A 19,359-nucleotide genomic window follows, 5' to 3' on the forward strand; every position below is an offset into this window, starting at 1 on the left:
AAGCGGAGAGGCAACCTCCGCTTGAGTGCTACGGTGGCGAAGCGGAGAAAGTCTCTCCGCTAAGAGGAGACCCCCATGACCGCTGTCACCGACACGAGGCGAACCCGGCATTTCGCGCTCGTCTACGCCGCCCTGCTGACGGCGATGCTGCTCGGCGCGCTCGACCAGACCATCTTCAGCACCGCCCTGCCGACGATCGTCGGCGAACTCGACGGCCTGGCGCACATGGCCTGGGTGACCACGGCGTACATCCTGGCCGCGACGATCGGCATGCCGGTCTACGGCAAACTCGGCGACCTGATCGGCCGCAAGGTGGTCTTCATCGCCGCGATCGGCTTCTTCGTCGCCGGATCCGTGGTCGCCGCCCTGGCCGGCGGCATGGGGGCTCTGATCGCCGGACGTGCCCTGCAGGGCCTCGGCGGCGGCGGCCTGATGATCATTTCGCAGGCGATCGTGGCCGACCTGGTCCCGCCGCGCGAGCGCGCCAAGTTCCTGGCCCCGATGGGTGCCGTCTTCGGCGTCGCGTCGGTCGCCGGCCCGCTGCTCGGCGGCTGGTTCACCGACGAGCACTCGTGGCGCTGGGCGTTCTGGATCAACGTGCCGCTCGGCCTGCTGGCCATCGCCATCGCCATGGTCGCGCTGCGGCTGCCGTCACACACCGGCGAACGCCCCCGCCTCGATTACCTGGGCACCGTGCTGATGGCGTCCGCGGTCACCTGCACCGTGCTCTTCGCGACCTGGGGCGGCACCGAATACGCCTGGTCCGACCCGATCATCCTCGGACTGGCCGCCGGGGCCGTCGCCGGCTGGGCCGCGTTCCTGCTGGTCCAGCGTCGCGCCGCCGAACCGATCATCCCGCTGCACCTGTTCCGCAACCCGATCTTCGTGGTCGCCACCCTGCTCGGCATGCTCGTGGTCGGCGTCGCGATGTTCGCCGTCGTCGGCTACCTGCCCACCTACCTGCAGATGGTGCACGGCGTCTCGGCCACCGAGTCAGGCCTGCTGATGCTGCCGATGGTGGTCGGCATCATGGTCACCGCCCTGACCTCCGGCGCGCTGCTCGGGCGTACCGGGCGCTACAAGATCTATCCGATCGCCGGCACCGCCCTGCTGATCGTGGACGCCGCCCTGCTCTCCCAGGTCACCGTGAGCACGCCGCTCTGGGTGATCTGCGGATACCTGATGCTCACCGGAGCCGGCATCGGCCTGATGATGCAGACCCTGGTGCTGGCCGTGCAGAACGCCTTCCCGGCCCGCGAGGTCGGCACGGTGACCTCGGCCAACAACTTCTTCCGCGAGATCGGCGCCACCCTGGGCACGGCCGTCGTCGGCGCGGTCTTCGCCGACCGGCTCACCGACCGCCTGGCCACCGCCCTCCCGGTCGGCGCCTCCGGCTCGACCGACTCCGCCTCCCTCACCCCGGCACTCGTGAGATCTCTCCCTGACGGGGTACGCGACGCGGTCATCACCGCCTACTCGGACGCTCTCGTCCCGATCTTCGGCTACCTGATCCCGGTCCTGGCGATCGGCCTGGTCCTCGCCGTCATGCTCAAGGAGAAGCCCCTCGCCACCACCACCGAGAACTGACCGCACACTCCAACGGCTGGTTCCGCTGTCCCGAACGCGACAGTCCGTGGCCGTCGAGCACCGTGACACCCCAGCTTGAGGTGTGCATTTTCGGCCCTCAACCCGAACCGTCGCGGTGTTCGCCGGCATCGTCCTCTTTACCGCGGGCGCTGCTCTCCCCACCGTGGTCTCGTCGGCGGTCTCCCCACGGGACGTCCCGGTGTCCGCATCCACGGCCGGGACGTCCGCCGGGCTGGTCACCCGCTGGCGACGTCCGATCGGTGACGCCGAGGTCGTCCTGGACGCGCGGTCGGCGAGCCTGGCACTGGTCGGCCTCGATGCGGGATTCTCCGGACGGAACCCCATCGAGGTCGTCGACACCCGTACCGGCGTCTCCCGGTGGACCGGAACGACCGCCGGTACTCCGGTCCGGGACGCGGACTGGCAGCCGGCCGTCACCGCGGGCGGGCTCGCACTCCTCGCCACGCCCACGACTGTCGAGGCGGTCGATCTCGCCACCGGCCGGACGGCCTGGGCGACCCGGCCCGGCAGCGGCGCGAATCCGGCCCTGCACCGCGACCTGCTCCGGCAGCACGACCTGGTTCTCCTCGAGACCGGCGACGGCGCCGACGCCCGGGACGCGGAATCCGGTTCCCCACGCTGGAACTGGCGGCACCACGACTGCATCGACCAGTTCTTCGCCGTCGTCACCGGCACGGACGAACCGACGATCCGCTGCGGCGCAGCCGTCACCCGGTTGCGGCCCGCGGACGGGACCGAACGCTGGTCCCGGCGGAGCCCGGCCGGGTGCGCACTCGTCGGCACCGTCGGCGGGACCGGTTTCGTCGCGCTCGCCGAGACGTGCGGGAACGTCCCGTGGATCCGGGTCCTGGACGCCGCGACCGGCAGGGAACGCTGGTCCCGCACGACACCGTGGGAGACCGACGACCTCCTGCGCGGCGCCGAGGGCCTGTCGGCGGTCACGGCGGGAACGACGACGCTGCTCCTGACCGGGGAACAGCCGGACGTGCTGTACCGGGCCTCCGACGGCACGGTGGTCCTGCTCCCGACCGGCTCCGGCCCGCTCCCGCCCAGCGGAACGACGCAGGGCGGAACGACGACGGATGGTCTGATCGCCGCACGGGCGGACGGGCGGACGACGACGCTGACCATGATCGACACGGTGACCGGGGCAGCACGGTGGACGCGCGAGGTCCCGTTTCCCGAGGTGGGGCCCCCACTGCGTACCCCCGAAGGGGTTCTGCTCTTCACCGGAGCCGCACCACCGCTGTGGCCGGACCTTCTCGCCCGGGTCGACGAGGACGACGGCGGCCTGACGTTGTCGGCGACCGGCGGCGCCTCCGCCGGCCTGATCGGAACCGGCGCGGACGGAACGCTGCTGGTGGAGACCGGGGCACACGGCCGGAAGACCATCGCCGCGCTGGCACCGGGCGTCGCGGCGGACGGTTTCCTCGACACCCCGGTCGCCGCCGGACGCTGGCCGGACGCCTGTGCACTGCTGACCGCCGCGGACCATCAGGCCGCCTACCGGGGCGCGCGACCGGTGATGCGGCCGGAACCGGTGCTGGGAATGCCCGTGCCGGTCGGCTGCCGGCTGTTGCCGCCCTCGATGGACGGCACCACGGTGACGACGGTGGGCTGGCTGGCGGCGGACGACACCGAGGCGAGCGCGGCGGCGACGGCCCAGGACCGTTCCGGGCGGGCGCCGGAGCCGGTCCGTCTCGGCGCCGCCGGACGGCCGGGCTGGACCTGGACCGGTGACGAGTACGGCGACGACGAGGACCGGAATGCGCTGTCGGCCGCGGTCGGGCGGTGTGTGGTGACCGTACGCACGTTCGGGGATGGCGGACCCCTGCGGCGACTGGGCGGTGTCGTGGTGGACCGGCTCGCCGCCGACCCGGTCTGCGCGGCGGGCCGGTCGCGATGAGCCGCCGACGGAGAAGGGGTGACCGGGGCGCGGGCCGGCCGGCACCGGAGACGGCCGTGCCCTGGTGGCGGCGGATGCGGACGACGGTCATCGGGGTGATCGTCGCGAGCGTGACGGCGGCGGGCGCGGCCCTCGCGACCGCCGTGGTCAACCAGATCGTGCCGCCACCGGCAGTGCCGGCGACACCGGAACCCACACCCGCGCCGGGCAGCGGGTTCCAGGCCGCGGTGGCCACCATCCCCGACTGCGGGCAGGTCTACGCCCTCGACCGGGTCGTCGATCCGCGTACCGGCGCCGCACCGCTGCTCGCCCTGGACGGGTCGTCCGCGCCGGCCTTCGACGACTTCCTGGCCCGGGAGAAGGCATCCCCGGTCGGGCGGATCACCGTCGAAATGGTCTTCACCGGCCTGTTCCCCAGCCCCACCCGCATCCTGGGGGTCCGGGTGGACGGCCTGCGCCAGGGCCCGAACAGCGCCGGCACGAGCATGACCACCGCCTGCGAGGGTGACTCCTCGACCCGGGCGGTCACCCTCGACATGGACACGGCGCCCCGATCGCTGCGGCAGGCGGGCCGACCGTACTTCGACGGGCACGACCTGGACGTCTCGATCGTGGACCGCGAGACGCTGCGGATCACGGTCACCGCACGCCGGCACGGTTACAGCTGGTTCTTCGCGATCGACCACATCGACGGCGCGGGCAAGCAGGTCACCGATTACCTCGACGTCCACGGGACGCTTCACGGCGAGCGTCACGAGGTGAGGGAGGACGGCCGCTTCCGGATCACCGGCACGGCGGGCACCTACGGGGCCAGCTACGTCGAAGACGGCGCGCGATTCCGGCTCAGCAGCTGAACCGGCCCGCCGAACGTGTACGTGTGGCGACCCTGCTGTACCGGCTGGGCCGGTTCTCGTACCGGCGGCGGAAGCTGACCCTTGCAGGTTGGGCGCTGCTGCTCGTCCTGTTCGGGGTCGGTGCGGCCACCCTGTCCGGTCCGACGAGTGCGGCCTTCAGCATCCCCGGGACCGAGTCGTCGCGGGCGATGGACGTGCTGGCCGACAAGTTCGGGGCCGGCTCTGATGCGGCCTCGGCCAAGGCGGTGTTCACCGTCGGCGCCGGTGCCACGGTGACCGGCGCGTCGGAGAGGACCGCGATCGAGGCCGCGGTCGCCGCCCTCGGACAAGCGCCGAAGGTGGCCGCGGTGTCCGACCCGTACACCAGCCAGGCGATCTCGCAGGACCAGCGCACCGCGTACGCGACGATCACCTACTCGGTGCCGGTGACCGACGTCAGCGTCGCCGAACGGGAGGACCTGCTCGCCGCCGGGCGCAGTTCCGGGGCCACCGTCGAGTACTCCGGCGAGGTCACCAAGACGGTCGAGGAGAGCCACGCGGCCGAGGCGATCGGCATCCTGGTCGCCGCGCTCGTCCTGGTCGTCACGTTCGGTTCGCTCGTCGCCGCTGGACTCCCGCTGGTCACCGCCCTGGTCGGGGTGGGGGTCGGGATGCTCGGCATCCAGATCGCCACCGGTTTCCTGGACCTGTCCAGTTCCACGTCGGCGCTGGCCACCATGCTCGGCCTGGCGGTCGGCATCGACTACGCGCTGTTCGTGGTCTCCCGCTACCGCCACGAGATCGCCGAGGGGCACGACGGCGAGGAGTCGGCCGGACGGGCGGTCGGCACGGCCGGCTCGGCCGTCGTCTTCGCCGGCCTGACCGTGATCATCGCGTTGGTGGCGCTCTCCGTCACCGGGGTGCCGTTCCTGACCGCGATGGGCGTCGCCGCCGCGGGCACCGTGGCCGTCGCCGTGCTGATCACGTTGAGTCTGGTGCCGGCCGTCGTCGGCTTCGCCGGATTGAAGATCCTGCCGAAGAAGCACCGGGCCGACCCGGCCGCGGTCGAGCACCGCTCGAAGGTGCCGTTCGGTGAGCGGTACGCCCGCAACGTGCTCCGGCACCGCTGGATCGCGCTGGCCGGCGCCCTGGTGGTGATCGCTCTGGTGGCCGTCCCGGCGATGGACCTGCGGCTGGCCCTGCCCGACGACAGCACCGCCGCCGAGGACTCCACCCAGCGCAAGGCGTACGACCAGCTGGCCGCCGCGTTCGGCGCCGGGTTCAACGGCCCACTGATCGTGGTCGTCGAAGCCGCCGCCGGGGCCGCGCAGACCGCCGCCGAACAGGCCCAGGAGGTGATCGCGGAACTCGACGACGTCGTGCTGGTCACCCCGCCGACGCTCGCCCCGGCCGGCGACACCGCGATGCTCACCGTCATCCCGAACAGCGGCGCCACCAGCGAGGCCACCAAGGACCTGGTCCGCGACATCCGCGACCACGCGAAAACCGTCACCGGCGCGACCCTGGCCGTCACCGGAGCGACAGCGGTCAACATCGACGTGTCCGACACGCTCACCGATGCGCTCATCCCGTACCTCGGCATCGTGGTCGGTCTTGCCTTCGTGCTGTTGATGCTGGTGTTCCGCAGCATCCTGGTGCCGCTGAAGGCGACGATCGGGTTCCTGCTCAGCGTGGCGGCCGCGTTCGGCGCGCTGGTCAGCGTCTTCCAGCAGGGGCATCTGGCCGGGCTGATCGGCTTGGAGACCACCGGGCCGCTGGTCAGCATCATGCCGATCTTCCTGATCGGGATCCTGTTCGGCCTGGCCATGGACTACGAGGTCTTCCTGGTGACCCGGGCCCGTGAGGAGTACGTGCACGGCGCCGCCCCGGACGACGCGGTGATCAGCGGCATGCGGCACGGCGCCCGCGTCGTCACCGCCGCCGCACTGATCATGATGAGCGTGTTCGCGGGCTTCATCCTGGCCACCGACACGATCGTCAAGTCGCTCGGCTTCTCGCTGGCGTTCGGGGTGGCGGTCGACGCGTTCCTGGTCCGGATGACGATCGTCCCGGCCGTCCTCTCGCTGATGGGACGCGCCGCCTGGTGGATCCCGGCCTGGCTGGACCGGATCATGCCGGACGTCGACGTCGAGGGCGAGGAGTTGACCCGGCGCCTGGCCGCATCCGGTCAGCCGCACGGTCACGGGGATCCGCAGATGCCCGCGGCCGCGTGATGCGCCACCTCCCCCGGCTGGCAGCGGCCTTGTTGCTCCTGGTCGCGGGCTGTTCCGAGGCGCACCCGGCGGCGTCGCCCTCCGCGGCGGCGTCGGCACCGGCCTGCCGCACCGAGTTGCCGGAGACGACCAGCGGGCTGCTGCAGGTTCGCCAGGTCTGGCCGGACAGCCCGGACGACGTCCATGACTACTCTGCTGCGGCGTACGATGCGGCGGCCTGCACGGCGACGCCGAGTCCGGTCGACTGCGCCCACCCGTTCCCGTGGATCGCCGGGACCGTCACGCAGACCGATGCCGTCCTGGGCGCGATGGGTGTGGCGTACGTCCACGAGGCCACCCTGACCCGGGGATCGTCGACGGTCCGCGAGGTGGTGCTGACACTGCGCGGCACGGCCGAGACGGAGGATCACCCGTTGATGCAGGTCGGGCTGCGATGCGGGGCGATGACCCACGATCTGCCGGTGCTGGCGTTCCAGCTGCCGGTGGGGTCCGACGACATTGGCGGCACCGGAATCCTGGCCGCCTCCAGTGACAAGATCCTCTGGCTGGCGTTCACCGAGGGCGACTGGACCGAGGCGGAGGAACTCCGCGTCACCAAGCTTGCCCTCAGCGTTCTGTAGCGGACGACCGGTAGCGGCCCGGCGCGGCTCCGTGCGAGCGGGTGAAGGCGCGGCTGAAGGCGGGCACCGACTGATAGCCGACCGCCGCGGCGATCGACTCCACCGACTGGCGGGTGCGGCGCAGGCGGGCGGCCGCCAGGTCCATCCGCCACTGGGTCAGGTAGGCGCCGGGGCTCTGCCCGACGGCCGCCGGGAACCGCCGGGACAGCGTCGCCCGGGACACCGCGATCGCGGTGGCCAGCGACGCGGTCGTCCACGGCCGGGCCGGGTCGGCGTGCAGGTGCTCCAGGGCGTTCCGCACGATCGGATCGTCGAGCATGCCCAGCCACGTGCCGCGCTGCTCGGCCGGCCGGGTCGACAGCCAGGCCCGCAGCACCTGGATCATCACCACGTCGACCAGGCTGTTCAGGACGGCGGTGGAGGCGATCTGCGGGTCGGCGAGTTCCCGGCCCAGCATCCGGACCGTGTCGTCGAACCCGGCCGCCCCCGCGTCGGCGCGCACGTGGATGAGCTCCGGAAGCGTGAACAGCAGCTGGGTCCGGGCGGTGTGATCGCAGTCGTACTGGATGGTGACCGCCCGGGTCCGCGGAACCCCGTCGCCGAGCCGGATCGCCGCACCGGTCCGGCGGGCCTCGGCCAGCGCCACCGGATCGCAGACCACCGGCAGTGACCGGGGATCGTCACCGAGGGTGTGCGGGATCCCGGCCGCCAGCAGCACCACGTCACCGGCGAGCAGTTCGAGCGGCTCGTGCCCGGACCGGGTCAGCCACGCGCTGCCGGCCGTGATCGCGTGCAGCGCCGCACCCGGGTAGTCGTCGTTGAGGAGCGCCCAAGTGCCGCCCGCCTCGATCCGGGCGCCGATCGTGCCGGTGACCCCGGAGACCTCGAGCACCTCAGCAACCACATCCATGAGGCAGAAGGATAACTGGTTGACTCAGATGAGCATCGACTGACGCATCTGTTGCTTCGTACGGTTCTCCCATGACTGACAGGACGATGAAGGCCCTGGTCGCCACCGGCTACGGGCAGCCCGAGGAACTCGTGATCGCGGACCTGCCGGTGCCGCACCCCGGACCCGGGCAGATCCAGGTGCGGATCGCCGCCGCCACCCTCAACCCGACCGACATCCGGGCGATCACCGGCGCGTTCGGGGAGGCGTTGCGGCTGGAGTTCCCGTACGTGCTGGGCAACGAGTTCGCCGGAACGGTCACCGAGACCGGGCCCGGGGTGACCGCCTACCAGGTGGGCGACGAGGTGTTCGGCCAGGCGCTGCCCCGCTCGTTCGCCGGACTGCTGCCCGGGGAGGACGCCTCGCTGAGCACCGGGGCGCTGGCCGAGTTCGCCGTCTTCGAGGCCGGCACACCGGCGCTGGCGCGACGCCCGTCCGGCGTACCCCCGGAGAAAGCCGCAGCCCTCGCGATCGCCGGAACCACCGCTCTGTCGATCATGGACGCGGCCGCGCTCAAGCCGGGCGAATCCGTGCTGGTGATCGGGGCCACCGGCGCGGTGGGCACGACCGTGCTGCCCCTGCTGGCCGCCGCCGGAGCGAAGATCACCGCCACCGCCGCGACCGAGGACGGCGCCGCGCTTGTTCGCCGCCTCGGCGCCGACGAGGTCATCGGCCACGACCCGGCCGGCTATCCGGCCGGCGTCGACGCGGTGCTCAACCTGGTCCACTTCGCCGACCGGCTGCCGGACGCGGCCCGTGCCCTGCGACCCGGCGGCCGACTGGTTTCGATCATCTATCCGGAGCCGACGCCCGAGCAGCTCGGACGCGACGACGTGGAGCTGCACTTCATCTGGGACATGGGCGGGATGAACCGGGTCGCCGAAGCGGCGGCCACCGGCGAACTGGCGCCGGTGATAGCCCGGTCCTATCCGCTGGCCGAGGCGGTCCGGGCCGCCGTCGACTACACCCGCGGCCACCCGCTGGGGAAGATCGTCGTCACGGCCGGCCCCGGAACCGCTTGATCGTCCGCGACAGCCAGGACTCGCTTCCGGCGAGCAGGGCGTCCAGCTTCTCCGCCTCCTGCCACTCCTCCAGGAGGATCGCCAACACCTCACGCTCGTCCTCGGACAGCAGCTCCGGCTCGGCGGTCAGCGACGGCACCGCCGCGGACCGCAGGGCGGTGAACTCCGGCAGGTCGGCGTCCAGCATCGTCAGGGCGGTCATCCGGGCCATCACGCGTACCCCGGGAAGGTCGTCGGTGAAACGGCCGGCCACCGCGGGATAAAGCTCGATGAGGTGCGGCCGGGCGTCGTCGGCCTCCGGGTTCTCGCCCTCATCGTTCAGCAGGATCGCCGCGGCCACCCGGTCGAGCCAGTTCAGCAGCGACCGGCGCACCGGCTGTGGGGCGTCCTCGCCGGTCTCGGTGAACACGAAGGCGGTGCGGGAATCGGTCAGCACCCCGGCCACGTAGCGGGCGGCGGGCAGGGTCGCCGAGTGGACCAGCTGTTCGAAGAGCAGGGTGTGGTGCAGGAACGTGATCGCCGCGTCGACCTGCGCCGCATCCTCACTCAGCAGCGCCCGCAACCGCTCCGGCACGTCACCGGCGGGCCCGTGGCCGTGCTCCAGCCCCGCCCAATCGGTTTCGGCCAGGATCTCCTGCGCATTGATCATGACCGGCAATCCTAGACGGTGGAGTCCCGCGCCGGTCTGCCTGATGATCACGCAGGTCCTGTCGCTCCCGTTGGCCGACGTCAAACGGGAGCGACAGCGGTGTGCACGGACAGCGGGAGCTCGGTGACACCGTGACAGGTCAGGATGTAGTCCCACGTGGCCGGGGTCGCGGCGAGGACCACCTGTGCTTCGGCAACGGCAAGCGCAGGGACAGCGACAACGACACGCCCGTCAGCCGCCAGGTCGAGCAACTGCATCAGCCGGGGGTGGTCGGCGAAGAGCTCCACGAGGGCACTGGCATCGAGGACCCGAGTGGGGCTGTCCGTATTGGACACGCGGTCAATGGCTCTTCAGCGTCCAGCTGGTGCAGGCGGCGGGGTCTGTTCGGCATCGAGGGCGGCTTGCGCATTGTCGCCGGCACGCATCCACGCCTTGAAGTCGGCGACATCCACGGCGGTGAGCTCACGAGCGGGCAGGCCGAGCTTCGCAGCGAAACCCTCTGAGGGGCGCGGCTGACGTTCCTGGGTGCCGGTGGTCGTCACGTGGTCCAGGATAGGCGGCAGGCCACGACCGGGAAACGCCCGATTCACCCGATCGAGCAGATCACCCGTGGTGCCGCCTGGGAAGGTGGACGGCACCGAACGTCGTCAACAGGTCGAATGGAACAGGCCGCCGACCGCCTCGGTCTCGGCCAGCTCGTTGTAGACACGAACCGCCTCCTCGGTCTGCACCACATGCACCGGCACGCCGCGCTCCGCCAGCAACGCGAGCGTCCGTGGGTCCACCTCGAGCTTGAGATCCATGCCGCGGGACAGCACGACGACGGTAGCCCCGTGCGCCAGCAGCTCCTCCACGTCGGCGGGCTGGATGCCCGGGCTGTGCCGGGTGCCGCTCACCGTCCAGTCCCAGGGACGCCCGCCACCCGGGTAGAGCATGTAGTCCTTGCCGTCCGGCAGCCCGTCGACCCGCATGCTCCCCCACGAGATCGACACCACCGCCGGTGATCGCTCCATCATCATCGTCCTCCGCTCGCCCGGCCCCCACAGTAGAACCAACTCGTGGCACCCTGAGCCGTGTCCTACACCACGGTCGTTTTCCTCGCGGCGCCGATCATCACCGGCATCCTGATCGGGTACGCCGTGGGCGGCCGCCCCTCCGGCCTGGCCACTCTGCGGCCCCGCGCGTTGTGGCTGCTCTGGGTAGCGGTGGCCGCGCAGGTGGCCACACACTGGATCCCGGCCGCGTTCGCCCTGGTCATCACCTGGATCGCGGTGAACCTGCGCCAACGGCGGCCGGTGCTCCGCGCGGCCGGGGCGGCGATCCTGCTCGGCGTACTCCTCAACGGCACGGCGATCCTGGCGAACGGCCGGATGCCCTACTCCCCCACCGCCGCCGCTGCCGCCGGGGCGTCCACCCCCAGCGAGACGCCGAGGAACGAACCCGCAGACGCCGACAGCCGCCTCACCGTCCTCGCCGACGTCATCCCGGTGCCGGTCCTGCGCGCCGTGGTCAGCCCCGGCGACATCCTGATAGCCACCGGTGTCGTAGCGGCCCTGGCCGGCGCGATGCACTCCGCACGCCGGCGCCGCCCACCCGGCGCCTGCGTCGCTCCCGTCGTCCCTGTCGAGAGGAGGTGATCCCATGAAGTCCAAACTGCTCGGCGCCGTGTACGTCGCCGCGTCCCTGGCCACCCTGCTCTACACGGTAGGCGCCCCGAAACTCCACGGCGGCTGACCGGATCGGCCGCACCGGGTCGTGGCATAGTCCCGGTGTGGCCGACGACGAGGACGCTCTGAGCCTTGACGACCTGGTCCCGATACCCGGCGGCAGCTGGGCCGGCCTGCTCTTCGACAACACGGGAATCGGTCTGCCACCCGCGTTGACGTGGAGCTTCCGGTTCCCGTTCGCCGAGGTCGAGCGGGACTACGGCGACAGCCCGGTCTTCCTGGACGTCGACTGGCTGCCGCTGCCCGGCGCTGACTGGCACGCCATGACCGGCCAGGTCGTCAAGGCCCTCGGTGAGCCCGCCGAGTGCAGCGTCTACTTCTTCCAGCACCACCAGTACGACCTGATCGACCTGGAGGTGCTCGACCAGCGCGGGACCGACCTTCACGTCCGCGCCACCCTGACCGGTGACCTCGACGGCCTCGGCATCGACCCGATCAGCGCCGACGCCTGGCTCCCGTTCGGCGGCCTCCGGGTCTCCCTCGACGACGTCACCACCGCGGAGGCGGCGGAGGCCAGGCTCGCGGCTCTCGTCGACATCAACGGCCTGGTCGTCCCGCCGTCGGCGTACCACTCGGCATTCCATTTCCAGGCTCGGTGCGACGAGGCCGACGAATAGCCGAGAACGGTCAGGTGGTGAGGGGCAGGGCCACTGCCAGCGGCCAGGCGACCACCGCGGAACCGGTCAGGGCGATCAGCCAGGTGGGTGTGGCGAAGCGGCGCAGAACGACGCTCCACAACGCCTGCCAGATCAGCAGGGCGATCATCGGGGCCACGATCAGCGCCACGAACCCGCTGGTCAGGTTGACTGCGGCGGCGGCCACCAGGACGACCACGACCACCGCCGCGATGGGCAGCAGGAGCAGCGGGTTGTCGTCGGCCGACAGTTCCGCGCCGTAGGCGAGCAGCGCGAAACCGGCCCAGACGATCGGAAGGAGCCACCAGCGGGGGCCGACCGGCCACGCGTGGGTCAGGCCGAAATGCACCGGGGCGCCGGCGGCGAGGATCGCATACGGGAGCACGACCAAAAGCTGGGGCCGGTTGCGCCGGGTGCCGCGGGATCTCTTTCTCGCGTACGCGAGAAGCAGCGTCCCGCAGACGGCGGCAAAACCGGCGACGTAGCCGGCAATCGCCAGAGGCAGGTGATTCGTCGGCAGGAAACGGGCGATCACCGCGCTGGGCACGGCGGCCGTGGTCGTCACCGCTACGACGCGGACCGTGGCGGCCAGAGAGGGGAGGCGTGGCCACGGGGTGCCGGGTGTTCCGCCGAGCAGCGACGCCAAGGGGTGCAGGCCGATGAAGAACGCCAGAACCAGCAGCATCGCGCCCGTGAGCCGGCGGCCGGGAAAGGGGATCGCACCGTTGTCCGGTGCGCCGCCGAAAGCGCTGTCGAGCCACGCGGCCGTTTCCCGGTGCGTTTCGGGGGCGAACAGAATGGTGATGTGTTCGACGCCGGAGACGATCCGGGCCTCGCGGTCGGCGCGGGCCCCGGCGACGCTGGTCGCCACCGCGCGGAAACTGGGGAATTCCAGCGCGCCGGCCATGGTGAGCAGGCGGGCCGGCTGTTCGGCGGTGGCGACTGTCGCGTCCGGCATGGAGATCGCCACGGTCGCGGTGATGTCGGGGTGGGCGGCGGCGTACCGGGTGACGGCGCCACCGCCCATCGAATGCCCGACCAGCGCGATCTTCGACGGGTCGACGTCGGGCAGCGACCGCAGGTGGGCGACGGCCGCGTCCAGGTCCGGCTGCAGCATGTCCGTCGTGCCGGGAGCCATCGGCCGGGTGTTCGCGCCGTGGCCGGTGAAGTCGAGCATCACCACCACGTAGCCGCGGGCGGCGAGACTGTCGCCGAACGGGGCCATCATCCTCGCCGATCCGGAGTAGCCGTGCGCGACCACGACACCCGGCCGCCGGCCGTCCCCGGACGGGTGCACCACGTCGAGCGGAACCCCGGTGGCGACGACGTGTTCACGCCGCAGGCCCTGGTCCGCGCCGGCGATCAGCCAGGCGCCGGTTGCCGCGAGGACGAGCAGCAGGAGCAGCGTACGTCTCAACGGATTTGCTCCTTCGAAAGCGGAGCCGGATCTTATCGCCGTGGCCTACGGCCGGGATGCCGCGGTCTGTACGGTGCCCTCCTGACGCAGTTCCACGACGCCGGGCCCGGGAAAGCGGATCGCCAGGTCGAGTCCCGGGTGGTGGTAGCCGTCCGGGGTGGATGTCAGCACGACCGGGCGCTGACCGGGCGCGGCGAAGGTCACGCCGTCGTCGGTGACCGTGATGTCGACCGGGTAGTCGTCGCGCAGGAAGTACCGGCCGGCGGCCGCGGTTCCCCGGTCGACGGGCGTGACGGCGTAGAGCCGGTCGGCCGCGGCACGGACAGCGGCCAGCACCTCCCAGCCGTCCTCCGAGTTCGTCATCACGGCGACGGCGATGCCGCGGTCCGGCCACACGTAGGAGAAACAGGTGTACCCGACGTTCTGCCCGGTGTGCCCCCACCGCTCGCCGGTCTCGGTGCCCAGCCCGTAGCCGCCACCCGGAATCGCCGGCGTCCGCATCTGATCGGCCAGTTCGCGGTCCAGCAGCGTCGACTCCCCGGCGACCGCGCGGGCGATCTCCAGGTCGAGCCGGATCAGATCGGCGGGCGTGCTCCACAACCCGGCCGCCGCCTTCTCCGGCTGGGTGCGCCGGCCGCCGGGCACCGGGACGCCGCCGCCGTGGTGGCCGTGCGCCACCAGATCCGGCCGGCGGTGCGGAAACCCCTGGTCGAAGCTGCTGCCGCTCATCGCGAGAGGTTCCAGCACGAGGGTACGCATGAGCTCCTCGAACGAAGTCCCGGTCGCGTCCACCATCAGTTGTTCGAGCACGGTGTAGTGGCTTCCCGAATACCGGAACCGGCTCCCCGGCAGCATCGTCGCCCGGACCGGCGGCGTGGTCACCGGCCCGCTGCCGTCCAGCACCTGCAGCAGTGTCGGCGTCTGATCAGCGGGATAGCCGCGGTACCAGGTGTCCGACAGTCCCGCGGTGTGCGCCAGCAGCTGCCGGACGGTGACGTTCGCGGGGTGCCCCGCCCGGTCCCGGAGCCGCCACGAGGTGAGGTGCCCGCCGATGTCCCCGTCAAGCTCGAGAACCCCCTGCTGGACCAGGCGCAGCGCCCCGAACGCGGTGACGTGCTTGCTGATCGAGCAGGCCGCGAACCCGGTCTCCGCGGTCACCGGTCGTCCCGTGCCGGCCGTGCCGAATCCGGCCGCCCACACCTCACCGCTCAGGTCCCCGACCGCGAAGCTCACCCCGGGAACCGCATAGACACCCATCAGCTCCGTCAGCGTCGCCGTGTCCGGCGAGAGCCGGCCGGACGAGACGTTCCGGTCGAGTCGCTCCAGTTCCCGGGCCCACTCCTGGGCGATCATGCCGGCGTGAGGAGGCAGAATTCGCTGCCCTCCGGGTCGGCCGTCATCACCCACGACACGTCGTCACCCTGCCCGATACAGTCGAGACCGGCCGGCTCCAGGTTGGTCACGCCAGGCCCCTCGCTGGACGTCTCCCAGCCGAGCGCCTGCGCCCGGAACGCGCCGAGGGTGACGTCGTCCCTAGCCTTCATGTTCATCTGCACCAGCCGCGTCGCCATGCCGACGATGCTAGACGGATCGATAGGGTGGCCGGGTGGCGGTGATCGACGAATCCGGGGCCGGACCGGCCGGCGATTGATCAACACTGCCCCCGCGGGCGTTACCGCTCGCCGGGAGCCTTCGCCGGCCTTGACTCTCGACCTGGTCGAGACTCCACGGTGAACGCATGACAACCGACACGATCATCGGCCCGGCGATCGACCTGGAGCGGCTGCGGCCGCTGCTGCGCGCCGCCTGGGGTGCCGACACCTGTGACCCGCACGACCTGGCGGACTGGCACCCGGGCAACCCGGCCCGCGGCCAGTGCAACGTGACCGCACTCGTCGTCCAGGATCTGCTCGGTGGCGACCTGATCCTCGGCGAGGTTCTCGTCGACGGCGTCAAAGTCGGTCACCACTTCTGGAACCGGCTGCCCGACGGCCGGACGGCCGACCTCACCGCCGACCAGTTCCACCCCTACGAGACGGTTGTCGGCGGGGTGCCGCTGCCCCGCCCGCCGACCGGGCCGTGGCGGATCCGCGACCAGTACGAGACCCTGAGCCACCGGGTCCTCGCCGCCCTCGCCACCGATTCCCCGCCGGCGCCCTCGGAGAGTTGACGGGCGGTGTGACGTCCCGGGCGGAAGCCGCGCCCCGGCGCTCTTGCGGCCGGGACGCGGCTCTTGTTCCGGCGGCCTTCAGCGACACATGGCCGGCGGCGCGGGATCAGCGGATCGGGTTCCAGCCGTCGGAGCCGGCCAGGTACGCCGTCGGGACGTACTGGGTGGCGGTGGACGCCGTCATCTGCGGGCGGTTGCTGTTGACCACGGCGCCCGCGCCGGTGCTGCTGTACTCGGAGAACCGGGCGTCCTTCCACGAGAAGCCCGACATGTCGGTCCACGGGTCGTCGCGGATGTGTGCGCCCATGCTGACCCCGCGATAAAGCACCTGACCACGGGCGTTGACGTCGCCGCTCGGGTGCCAGGGACGGCCCAGGTAGACCGTTTTCGCCGGGGCGTTGCTGGTCAGCGTCGTACCCCAGAAAAGGTATCCGAATTTGTTGTTGATGTCGGTGGCTGCGGCGGTGATGTAGCCGTTGTTCGACGACGATCCGCGGGTCAGTGAGTGCACCGTCCCGTTCTGGAAGACCATCGTGCCGCGGCCGAAGATGAAGTCGACGTCGCCTTCCACGTACGAGTTCCGCACGTAGAGGCGCCGCACCGTCGACGCGCTCGGCGAGTTGACCAGCAGAGTGTCCTGGTTGCCGAGGATCCGGACGTTGTCGAACTGGACCCGGTCGCCGGAGGTGTTGACCGCGACCGCCTGTTCGGCGTCGAGGTTGTACGCCGCCTCGTTGAAGTCGTTCGACATGGTCAGGTTGCGGATCACCGTGTCGTTGGCGTTGACGAACACGGTGGCGCTGCCGGACGTGCCGTAGGTGCTGCCGTCCGATTTGGTCTGCCCGGCCGCGTGCCCTTCGACGATCACCGACTGGGTGGCGGCGGTGCCGGTGCCGACGAGGGTGAGGTACGGCTTGGTGGCCGGGATGGTGACGACGCCGCGATACGTACCCGGCTTGATGTTGATCGTCACGGCGGTGGTGTTGCCGGCCGCGACGGAATCGACCGCGGCCTGGACGGTGGTGTAGTTGCCGCTGCCGTCGGCGGCGACCGTGATGGTGGTGGCCGCGAATGCGGGTGGGGCGAACAGGAGCGTGGCGGTGAGGGCCGCGCACGCGGACAGGGGGACGAGCCTGTCACGTGGGGACATCGGAATCTCCATGGGGATGGGGAGACGGTGGAAGGCGAACGTTAACATTGATGTTTCTCGATCAGTAGTCTCGGTGCATTTGTCACGCCCGGCCGTGTATCGACGGATCTGCCGGTGCCCCCTCCCCCACTTCTAGCGTGATCGTCATGAATGACCTGGCGGTACGCCTCACCGGAATCACCCGCCGGTTCGGACCGGTCCGAGCCGTCGACGACGTCGCCCTGTCAATCACGAAGGGCAGCCTGGTGGCCCTGCTCGGCCCGAACGGCGCGGGCAAGACCACCACGATCGCCGTCATGCTCGGCCTGATCGGACCGGACAGCGGCACCGCGACCCTCTTCGGCGGCCCGCCCGCCGACGCCGTCCGGGCCGGCCGCATCGGCGCCATGCTGCAGGACGCCGGCGAGAAGGTCATCGATCCGGCGCTGGCCGCGGCGGCCCTGTCGGCGGGCCCGAACCCGCTGACCGACCGGGAACGGGACGTGCTGGCCGCGGGCACGGGTGGCGCGACGGTCGCCGACATCGCGTCCCGTCTGCACCTGTCGGAGAGCACGGTCCGCAACTACCTGTCCGCGGCGATCGGCAAGACCGGCACCCGCAACCGGATCGAGGCCGCCCACCGCGCCCGGGACAACGGCTGGATCTGATCGTCTCGGGCGCGGTGCTCGTCAGATCAGTCTCTCCAGCACCTGGGCGGGGCTGTCGGTGCGCGCGATCTCGGCGGCCACCGCCCGGGCCGACGCACGGTAGGTGTCGTCGGCGAGCACCTTCGCGACCGCCGCTCCGATCTCGTCGGGATCGTCGGGATCGTCGACGACGAGGGCGGCCCCGGTCGCGGCCGCCCGCTCGGCGTTGACCGGCTTGTCCAGGCCGAGCGGCAGCAGCACCATCGGCAGCCCGGCGGCGAGCGTGGACAGCACGGTACCGGCACCCGCGGCGGACACCACCAGGTCGGAGACGGCGAGCAGGTCGTGCATCGGGACGAAGCCGGCTACGCGTACCCGTGCGGGGTCGATCTTGTTTAGATCGAGGTCTTCCGCGGTGTGCGGGGCGAGCAGCACGTTGACGTCGAGGGCGGTGGTCGCCGCGACGGCGCGGGTGAGCACCGCCGGATCCTCGACGACCGTCCCGAGCGTGAGCAGCGCCGTCGGGCGATCCTCTCGGCCGGTGAAGACCGGCGGGACCCACGCCGCGCCCTCGCCGGTGTGCGCCTCGGGCCGGACCGGGACGCGCGGGGCGAAGTAGCGGTCGCTGTCCCGGATCAGGCTGTCCGGCCACGGGTCGACGTAGGCGAACGCCGCGGTGGGGGTGACGCCGTGGTCGGCGAACCGCTCGGCGGCCCGCGCCCCGAACTGGGCGGCGAGCGGCTCGATCAGGGGCAGGGTGGCGCCGTGCGCGGCCCAGCGGACCCCGAGGGCCGCCGCCACGAACTGACCGAGATAGTCGGACATCTCCGCCACGACAAGGTCGGGCCCGAAATCGCGGGCGGCGCGCAGAGCCTCCGCGGCACCGGCGCGCAGCCGGGTCTCCACAAAGTACTCGACGGCGAAGGCCGCCATGTCGGTCATCGCGTCGCCGCCGGTACGCCGGGTGACGTCGGCCAGGATCTCCGGCGTGCTCGGGCCGCCGGGCAGCAGCGGGATCGACGGCGCCGCCGACCCCATCGAGGCGTGCGTCATCAGAGCCACCTCGTGGCCGGCCGCACGGGCCGCCTTGGCGAGCGGAAGCAGGGGCAGGACATGGCCGAAAGCGGGCACGGCCGTGAACAGGATTCGCATGCCGGTGGACTGTACTCCACTCACTTGACACCACTCTAGTGAGTAGGATCTCGGAGTGGGTACCAGACGGGCGGAGAACGCCGAACAGACCCGGCGGGCAATCCTCGAAGCCGCACGCCGGCTCTTCACCGAGCAGGGCTACTTCGCCACCAAGGTCGGCGACATCGCGGCCGAGGCCCGCGTCTCGGTCGCCTGGGTACACGCGGCCGGCGGCGGCAAGAGCGGCCTGCTGCGCGCCCTCATCGAGAACGGCGTCGACACCGACGACAACACCGAAGCCGTCGCCCACCTGGCGACGATCACCGACCCGGCCGCCCTCGTCGGCTTCCTGATCACCGCCACGCGCCAGCGGTTCGAGGTGTGGTCGGGGCTGATGCGCCAGGTCGCCGCCGCCGCACCCCAGGACGACGGGGTCCGGCAGATCCAGGAGATCGCCCACGAGGGCCTGCGGGGCGCTCTGCGGGTGACCGCGGACCGGCTGGCCGAGATGGGCGCCCTGCGCGACGGCGTCGACGCCCGGCACGCCACCGACCTGCTCTGGCTGCACCTGTCCAACACGGCATACTTCTTGCGTACCGACGAGCTCGGCTGGACTCTCGACGAGTCCGAGAAATGGCTGCACCAGGCCGTCCCTGCCGCACTCTTCACTCCATGACGGCCG

General features: G+C 71.4%; 21 protein-coding genes. 11 read left to right on the forward strand and 10 right to left on the reverse strand.

Going from position 1 to position 19,359, the window contains the following annotated elements; translation table 11 throughout:
* Positions 1-75 precede the first annotated feature (75 nt).
* The 5 genes from WH85_RS16320 to WH85_RS50410 all read left to right on the forward strand — a co-directional run bounded on the left by WH85_RS16320 (position 76) and on the right by WH85_RS50410 (position 7,201).
* Positions 76-1,587, forward strand: a complete 1,512-nt coding sequence (locus WH85_RS16320; RefSeq protein WP_045742709.1) for an MDR family MFS transporter — start codon at positions 76-78, stop codon at positions 1,585-1,587.
* Positions 1,588-1,786: 199 nt separating this feature from the next.
* Positions 1,787-3,514: a PQQ-binding-like beta-propeller repeat protein gene (locus WH85_RS16325; RefSeq protein WP_169792452.1), complete on the forward strand. Its 1,728-nt coding sequence runs from the start codon at positions 1,787-1,789 to the stop codon at positions 3,512-3,514.
* A gap of 74 nt (positions 3,515-3,588) precedes the next feature.
* A complete protein-coding gene (locus WH85_RS16330) occupies positions 3,589-4,368 on the forward strand; it encodes a hypothetical protein (RefSeq protein WP_157411030.1) in 780 nt (259 codons plus the stop codon).
* A gap of 23 nt (positions 4,369-4,391) precedes the next feature.
* Entirely contained in the window at positions 4,392-6,581 is a 2,190-nt protein-coding gene (locus WH85_RS16335) for an MMPL family transporter (protein ID WP_045742712.1), read from the forward strand.
* Positions 6,578-7,201, forward strand: coding sequence for a hypothetical protein (locus tag WH85_RS50410; protein WP_157411031.1), 624 nt, complete (start codon positions 6,578-6,580; stop codon positions 7,199-7,201). The genes WH85_RS16335 and WH85_RS50410 overlap by 4 nt, the downstream gene beginning before the upstream one ends.
* Here WH85_RS50410 and WH85_RS16345 read toward each other — a convergent pair.
* A complete protein-coding gene (locus WH85_RS16345) occupies positions 7,188-8,111 on the reverse strand; it encodes an AraC family transcriptional regulator (RefSeq protein ID WP_045742714.1) in 924 nt (307 codons plus the stop codon). The two genes, WH85_RS50410 and WH85_RS16345, sit on opposite strands and share 14 nt — an antisense overlap.
* A 71-nt stretch (positions 8,112-8,182) precedes the next feature.
* Here WH85_RS16345 and WH85_RS16350 point away from each other — a divergent pair, with 71 nt between their 5' ends.
* Complete coding sequence (locus WH85_RS16350) at positions 8,183-9,172, forward strand: NADP-dependent oxidoreductase (RefSeq protein WP_245673955.1); 990 nt, start codon at positions 8,183-8,185, stop codon at positions 9,170-9,172.
* Here the strand turns inward: WH85_RS16350 and WH85_RS47025 are convergent.
* From WH85_RS47025 to WH85_RS16365, 4 genes are all read right to left on the reverse strand, one after another.
* Entirely contained in the window at positions 9,147-9,821 is a 675-nt protein-coding gene (locus tag WH85_RS47025) for a hypothetical protein (protein WP_157411032.1), read from the reverse strand. The genes WH85_RS16350 and WH85_RS47025 overlap by 26 nt on opposite strands.
* 80 nt (positions 9,822-9,901) lie before the next feature.
* Positions 9,902-10,156, reverse strand: a complete 255-nt coding sequence (locus WH85_RS16360; RefSeq protein WP_052720488.1) for a hypothetical protein — start codon at positions 10,154-10,156, stop codon at positions 9,902-9,904.
* A gap of 15 nt (positions 10,157-10,171) precedes the next feature.
* On the reverse strand, positions 10,172-10,363 hold the full coding sequence (locus WH85_RS50415; protein WP_157411033.1) for a hypothetical protein: 192 nt from the start codon (positions 10,361-10,363) through the stop codon (positions 10,172-10,174).
* Positions 10,364-10,468: 105 nt separating this feature from the next.
* The gene (locus tag WH85_RS16365; protein WP_045742716.1) at positions 10,469-10,834 is read right to left on the reverse strand and encodes an Mth938-like domain-containing protein; all 366 of its coding nucleotides are present in this window, start codon (positions 10,832-10,834) and stop codon (positions 10,469-10,471) included.
* A 60-nt stretch (positions 10,835-10,894) separates the two neighbouring features.
* Here WH85_RS16365 and WH85_RS16370 point away from each other — a divergent pair, with 60 nt between their 5' ends.
* Both WH85_RS16370 and WH85_RS16375 read left to right on the forward strand, forming a co-directional pair.
* Positions 10,895-11,458: a DUF5317 family protein gene (locus WH85_RS16370; protein ID WP_052720489.1), complete on the forward strand. Its 564-nt coding sequence runs from the start codon at positions 10,895-10,897 to the stop codon at positions 11,456-11,458.
* A 134-nt stretch (positions 11,459-11,592) separates the two neighbouring features.
* Positions 11,593-12,165 (forward strand): hypothetical protein, encoded by a 573-nt coding sequence (locus WH85_RS16375; RefSeq protein WP_045742717.1) that lies wholly within the window; start codon positions 11,593-11,595, stop codon positions 12,163-12,165.
* Between the two features lie 10 nt (positions 12,166-12,175).
* Here WH85_RS16375 and WH85_RS16380 read toward each other — a convergent pair whose 3' ends face one another.
* Genes WH85_RS16380 through WH85_RS16390 form a run of 3 tightly spaced genes read right to left on the reverse strand, consistent with a single transcriptional unit; the run spans position 12,176 to position 15,171 of the window.
* Positions 12,176-13,600, reverse strand: coding sequence for a dienelactone hydrolase family protein (locus WH85_RS16380; protein ID WP_045742718.1), 1,425 nt, complete (start codon positions 13,598-13,600; stop codon positions 12,176-12,178).
* Positions 13,601-13,645: 45 nt separating this feature from the next.
* Positions 13,646-14,953 (reverse strand): serine hydrolase domain-containing protein, encoded by a 1,308-nt coding sequence (locus WH85_RS16385; RefSeq protein ID WP_052720490.1) that lies wholly within the window; start codon positions 14,951-14,953, stop codon positions 13,646-13,648.
* A complete protein-coding gene (locus WH85_RS16390) occupies positions 14,950-15,171 on the reverse strand; it encodes a hypothetical protein (RefSeq protein ID WP_045742719.1) in 222 nt (73 codons plus the stop codon). Before WH85_RS16390 ends, WH85_RS16385 begins: the two co-directional genes overlap by 4 nt.
* A 167-nt stretch (positions 15,172-15,338) precedes the next feature.
* Between WH85_RS16390 and WH85_RS16395 the strand changes: the two genes are divergently transcribed.
* Entirely contained in the window at positions 15,339-15,770 is a 432-nt protein-coding gene (locus WH85_RS16395; RefSeq protein WP_045742720.1) for a YunG family protein, read from the forward strand.
* Between the two features lie 106 nt (positions 15,771-15,876).
* Here WH85_RS16395 and WH85_RS16400 read toward each other — a convergent pair whose 3' ends face one another.
* Positions 15,877-16,920 carry a pectinesterase family protein gene (locus WH85_RS16400; RefSeq protein WP_045742767.1) on the reverse strand — a complete coding sequence of 348 codons (1,044 nt, stop codon included), beginning with the start codon at positions 16,918-16,920 and terminating at the stop codon, positions 15,877-15,879.
* Between the two features lie 146 nt (positions 16,921-17,066).
* On the opposite strand from WH85_RS16400, the gene WH85_RS52935 reads away from it, so the two are divergent.
* A complete protein-coding gene (locus tag WH85_RS52935; protein WP_245673956.1) occupies positions 17,067-17,567 on the forward strand; it encodes a LuxR C-terminal-related transcriptional regulator in 501 nt (166 codons plus the stop codon).
* A gap of 21 nt (positions 17,568-17,588) precedes the next feature.
* On the opposite strand, the gene WH85_RS16410 is transcribed toward WH85_RS52935, so the two are convergent.
* Positions 17,589-18,698, reverse strand: coding sequence for a glycosyltransferase (locus WH85_RS16410; protein ID WP_052720491.1), 1,110 nt, complete (start codon positions 18,696-18,698; stop codon positions 17,589-17,591).
* Positions 18,699-18,753: 55 nt separating this feature from the next.
* Here WH85_RS16410 and WH85_RS16415 point away from each other — a divergent pair, with 55 nt between their 5' ends.
* Positions 18,754-19,353, forward strand: a complete 600-nt coding sequence (locus WH85_RS16415; RefSeq protein ID WP_045742721.1) for a TetR/AcrR family transcriptional regulator — start codon at positions 18,754-18,756, stop codon at positions 19,351-19,353.
* Positions 19,354-19,359: the final 6 nt, after the last annotated feature.

It is taken from the genome of Actinoplanes rectilineatus (assembly GCF_000962825.1).
GTDB classification, from domain to species: domain Bacteria; phylum Actinomycetota; class Actinomycetes; order Mycobacteriales; family Micromonosporaceae; genus Actinoplanes; species Actinoplanes rectilineatus.

What these genes read in the sequence shown, in the direction of transcription:
- WH85_RS16320 (WP_045742709.1), top strand. Translation starts at nt 76, where the DNA reads ATGACCGCTGTCACCGACACGAGGCGAACCCGGCATTTCGCGCTCGTC.
- WH85_RS16330 (WP_157411030.1), top strand. Translation starts at nt 3,589, where the DNA reads ATGCGGACGACGGTCATCGGGGTGATCGTCGCGAGCGTGACGGCGGCG.
- WH85_RS16345 (WP_045742714.1), bottom strand. Translation starts at nt 8,111, where the DNA reads ATGGATGTGGTTGCTGAGGTGCTCGAGGTCTCCGGGGTCACCGGCACG.
- WH85_RS16350 (WP_245673955.1), top strand. Translation starts at nt 8,183, where the DNA reads ATGACTGACAGGACGATGAAGGCCCTGGTCGCCACCGGCTACGGGCAG.
- WH85_RS47025 (WP_157411032.1), bottom strand. Translation starts at nt 9,821, where the DNA reads ATGATCAATGCGCAGGAGATCCTGGCCGAAACCGATTGGGCGGGGCTG.
- WH85_RS16365 (WP_045742716.1), bottom strand. Translation starts at nt 10,834, where the DNA reads ATGGAGCGATCACCGGCGGTGGTGTCGATCTCGTGGGGGAGCATGCGG.
- WH85_RS16385 (WP_052720490.1), bottom strand. Translation starts at nt 14,953, where the DNA reads ATGATCGCCCAGGAGTGGGCCCGGGAACTGGAGCGACTCGACCGGAAC.
- WH85_RS16390 (WP_045742719.1), bottom strand. Translation starts at nt 15,171, where the DNA reads ATGGCGACGCGGCTGGTGCAGATGAACATGAAGGCTAGGGACGACGTC.
- WH85_RS16395 (WP_045742720.1), top strand. Translation starts at nt 15,339, where the DNA reads ATGACAACCGACACGATCATCGGCCCGGCGATCGACCTGGAGCGGCTG.
- WH85_RS16400 (WP_045742767.1), bottom strand. Translation starts at nt 16,920, where the DNA reads ATGTCCCCACGTGACAGGCTCGTCCCCCTGTCCGCGTGCGCGGCCCTC.
- WH85_RS52935 (WP_245673956.1), top strand. Translation starts at nt 17,067, where the DNA reads ATGAATGACCTGGCGGTACGCCTCACCGGAATCACCCGCCGGTTCGGA.
- WH85_RS16410 (WP_052720491.1), bottom strand. Translation starts at nt 18,698, where the DNA reads ATGCGAATCCTGTTCACGGCCGTGCCCGCTTTCGGCCATGTCCTGCCC.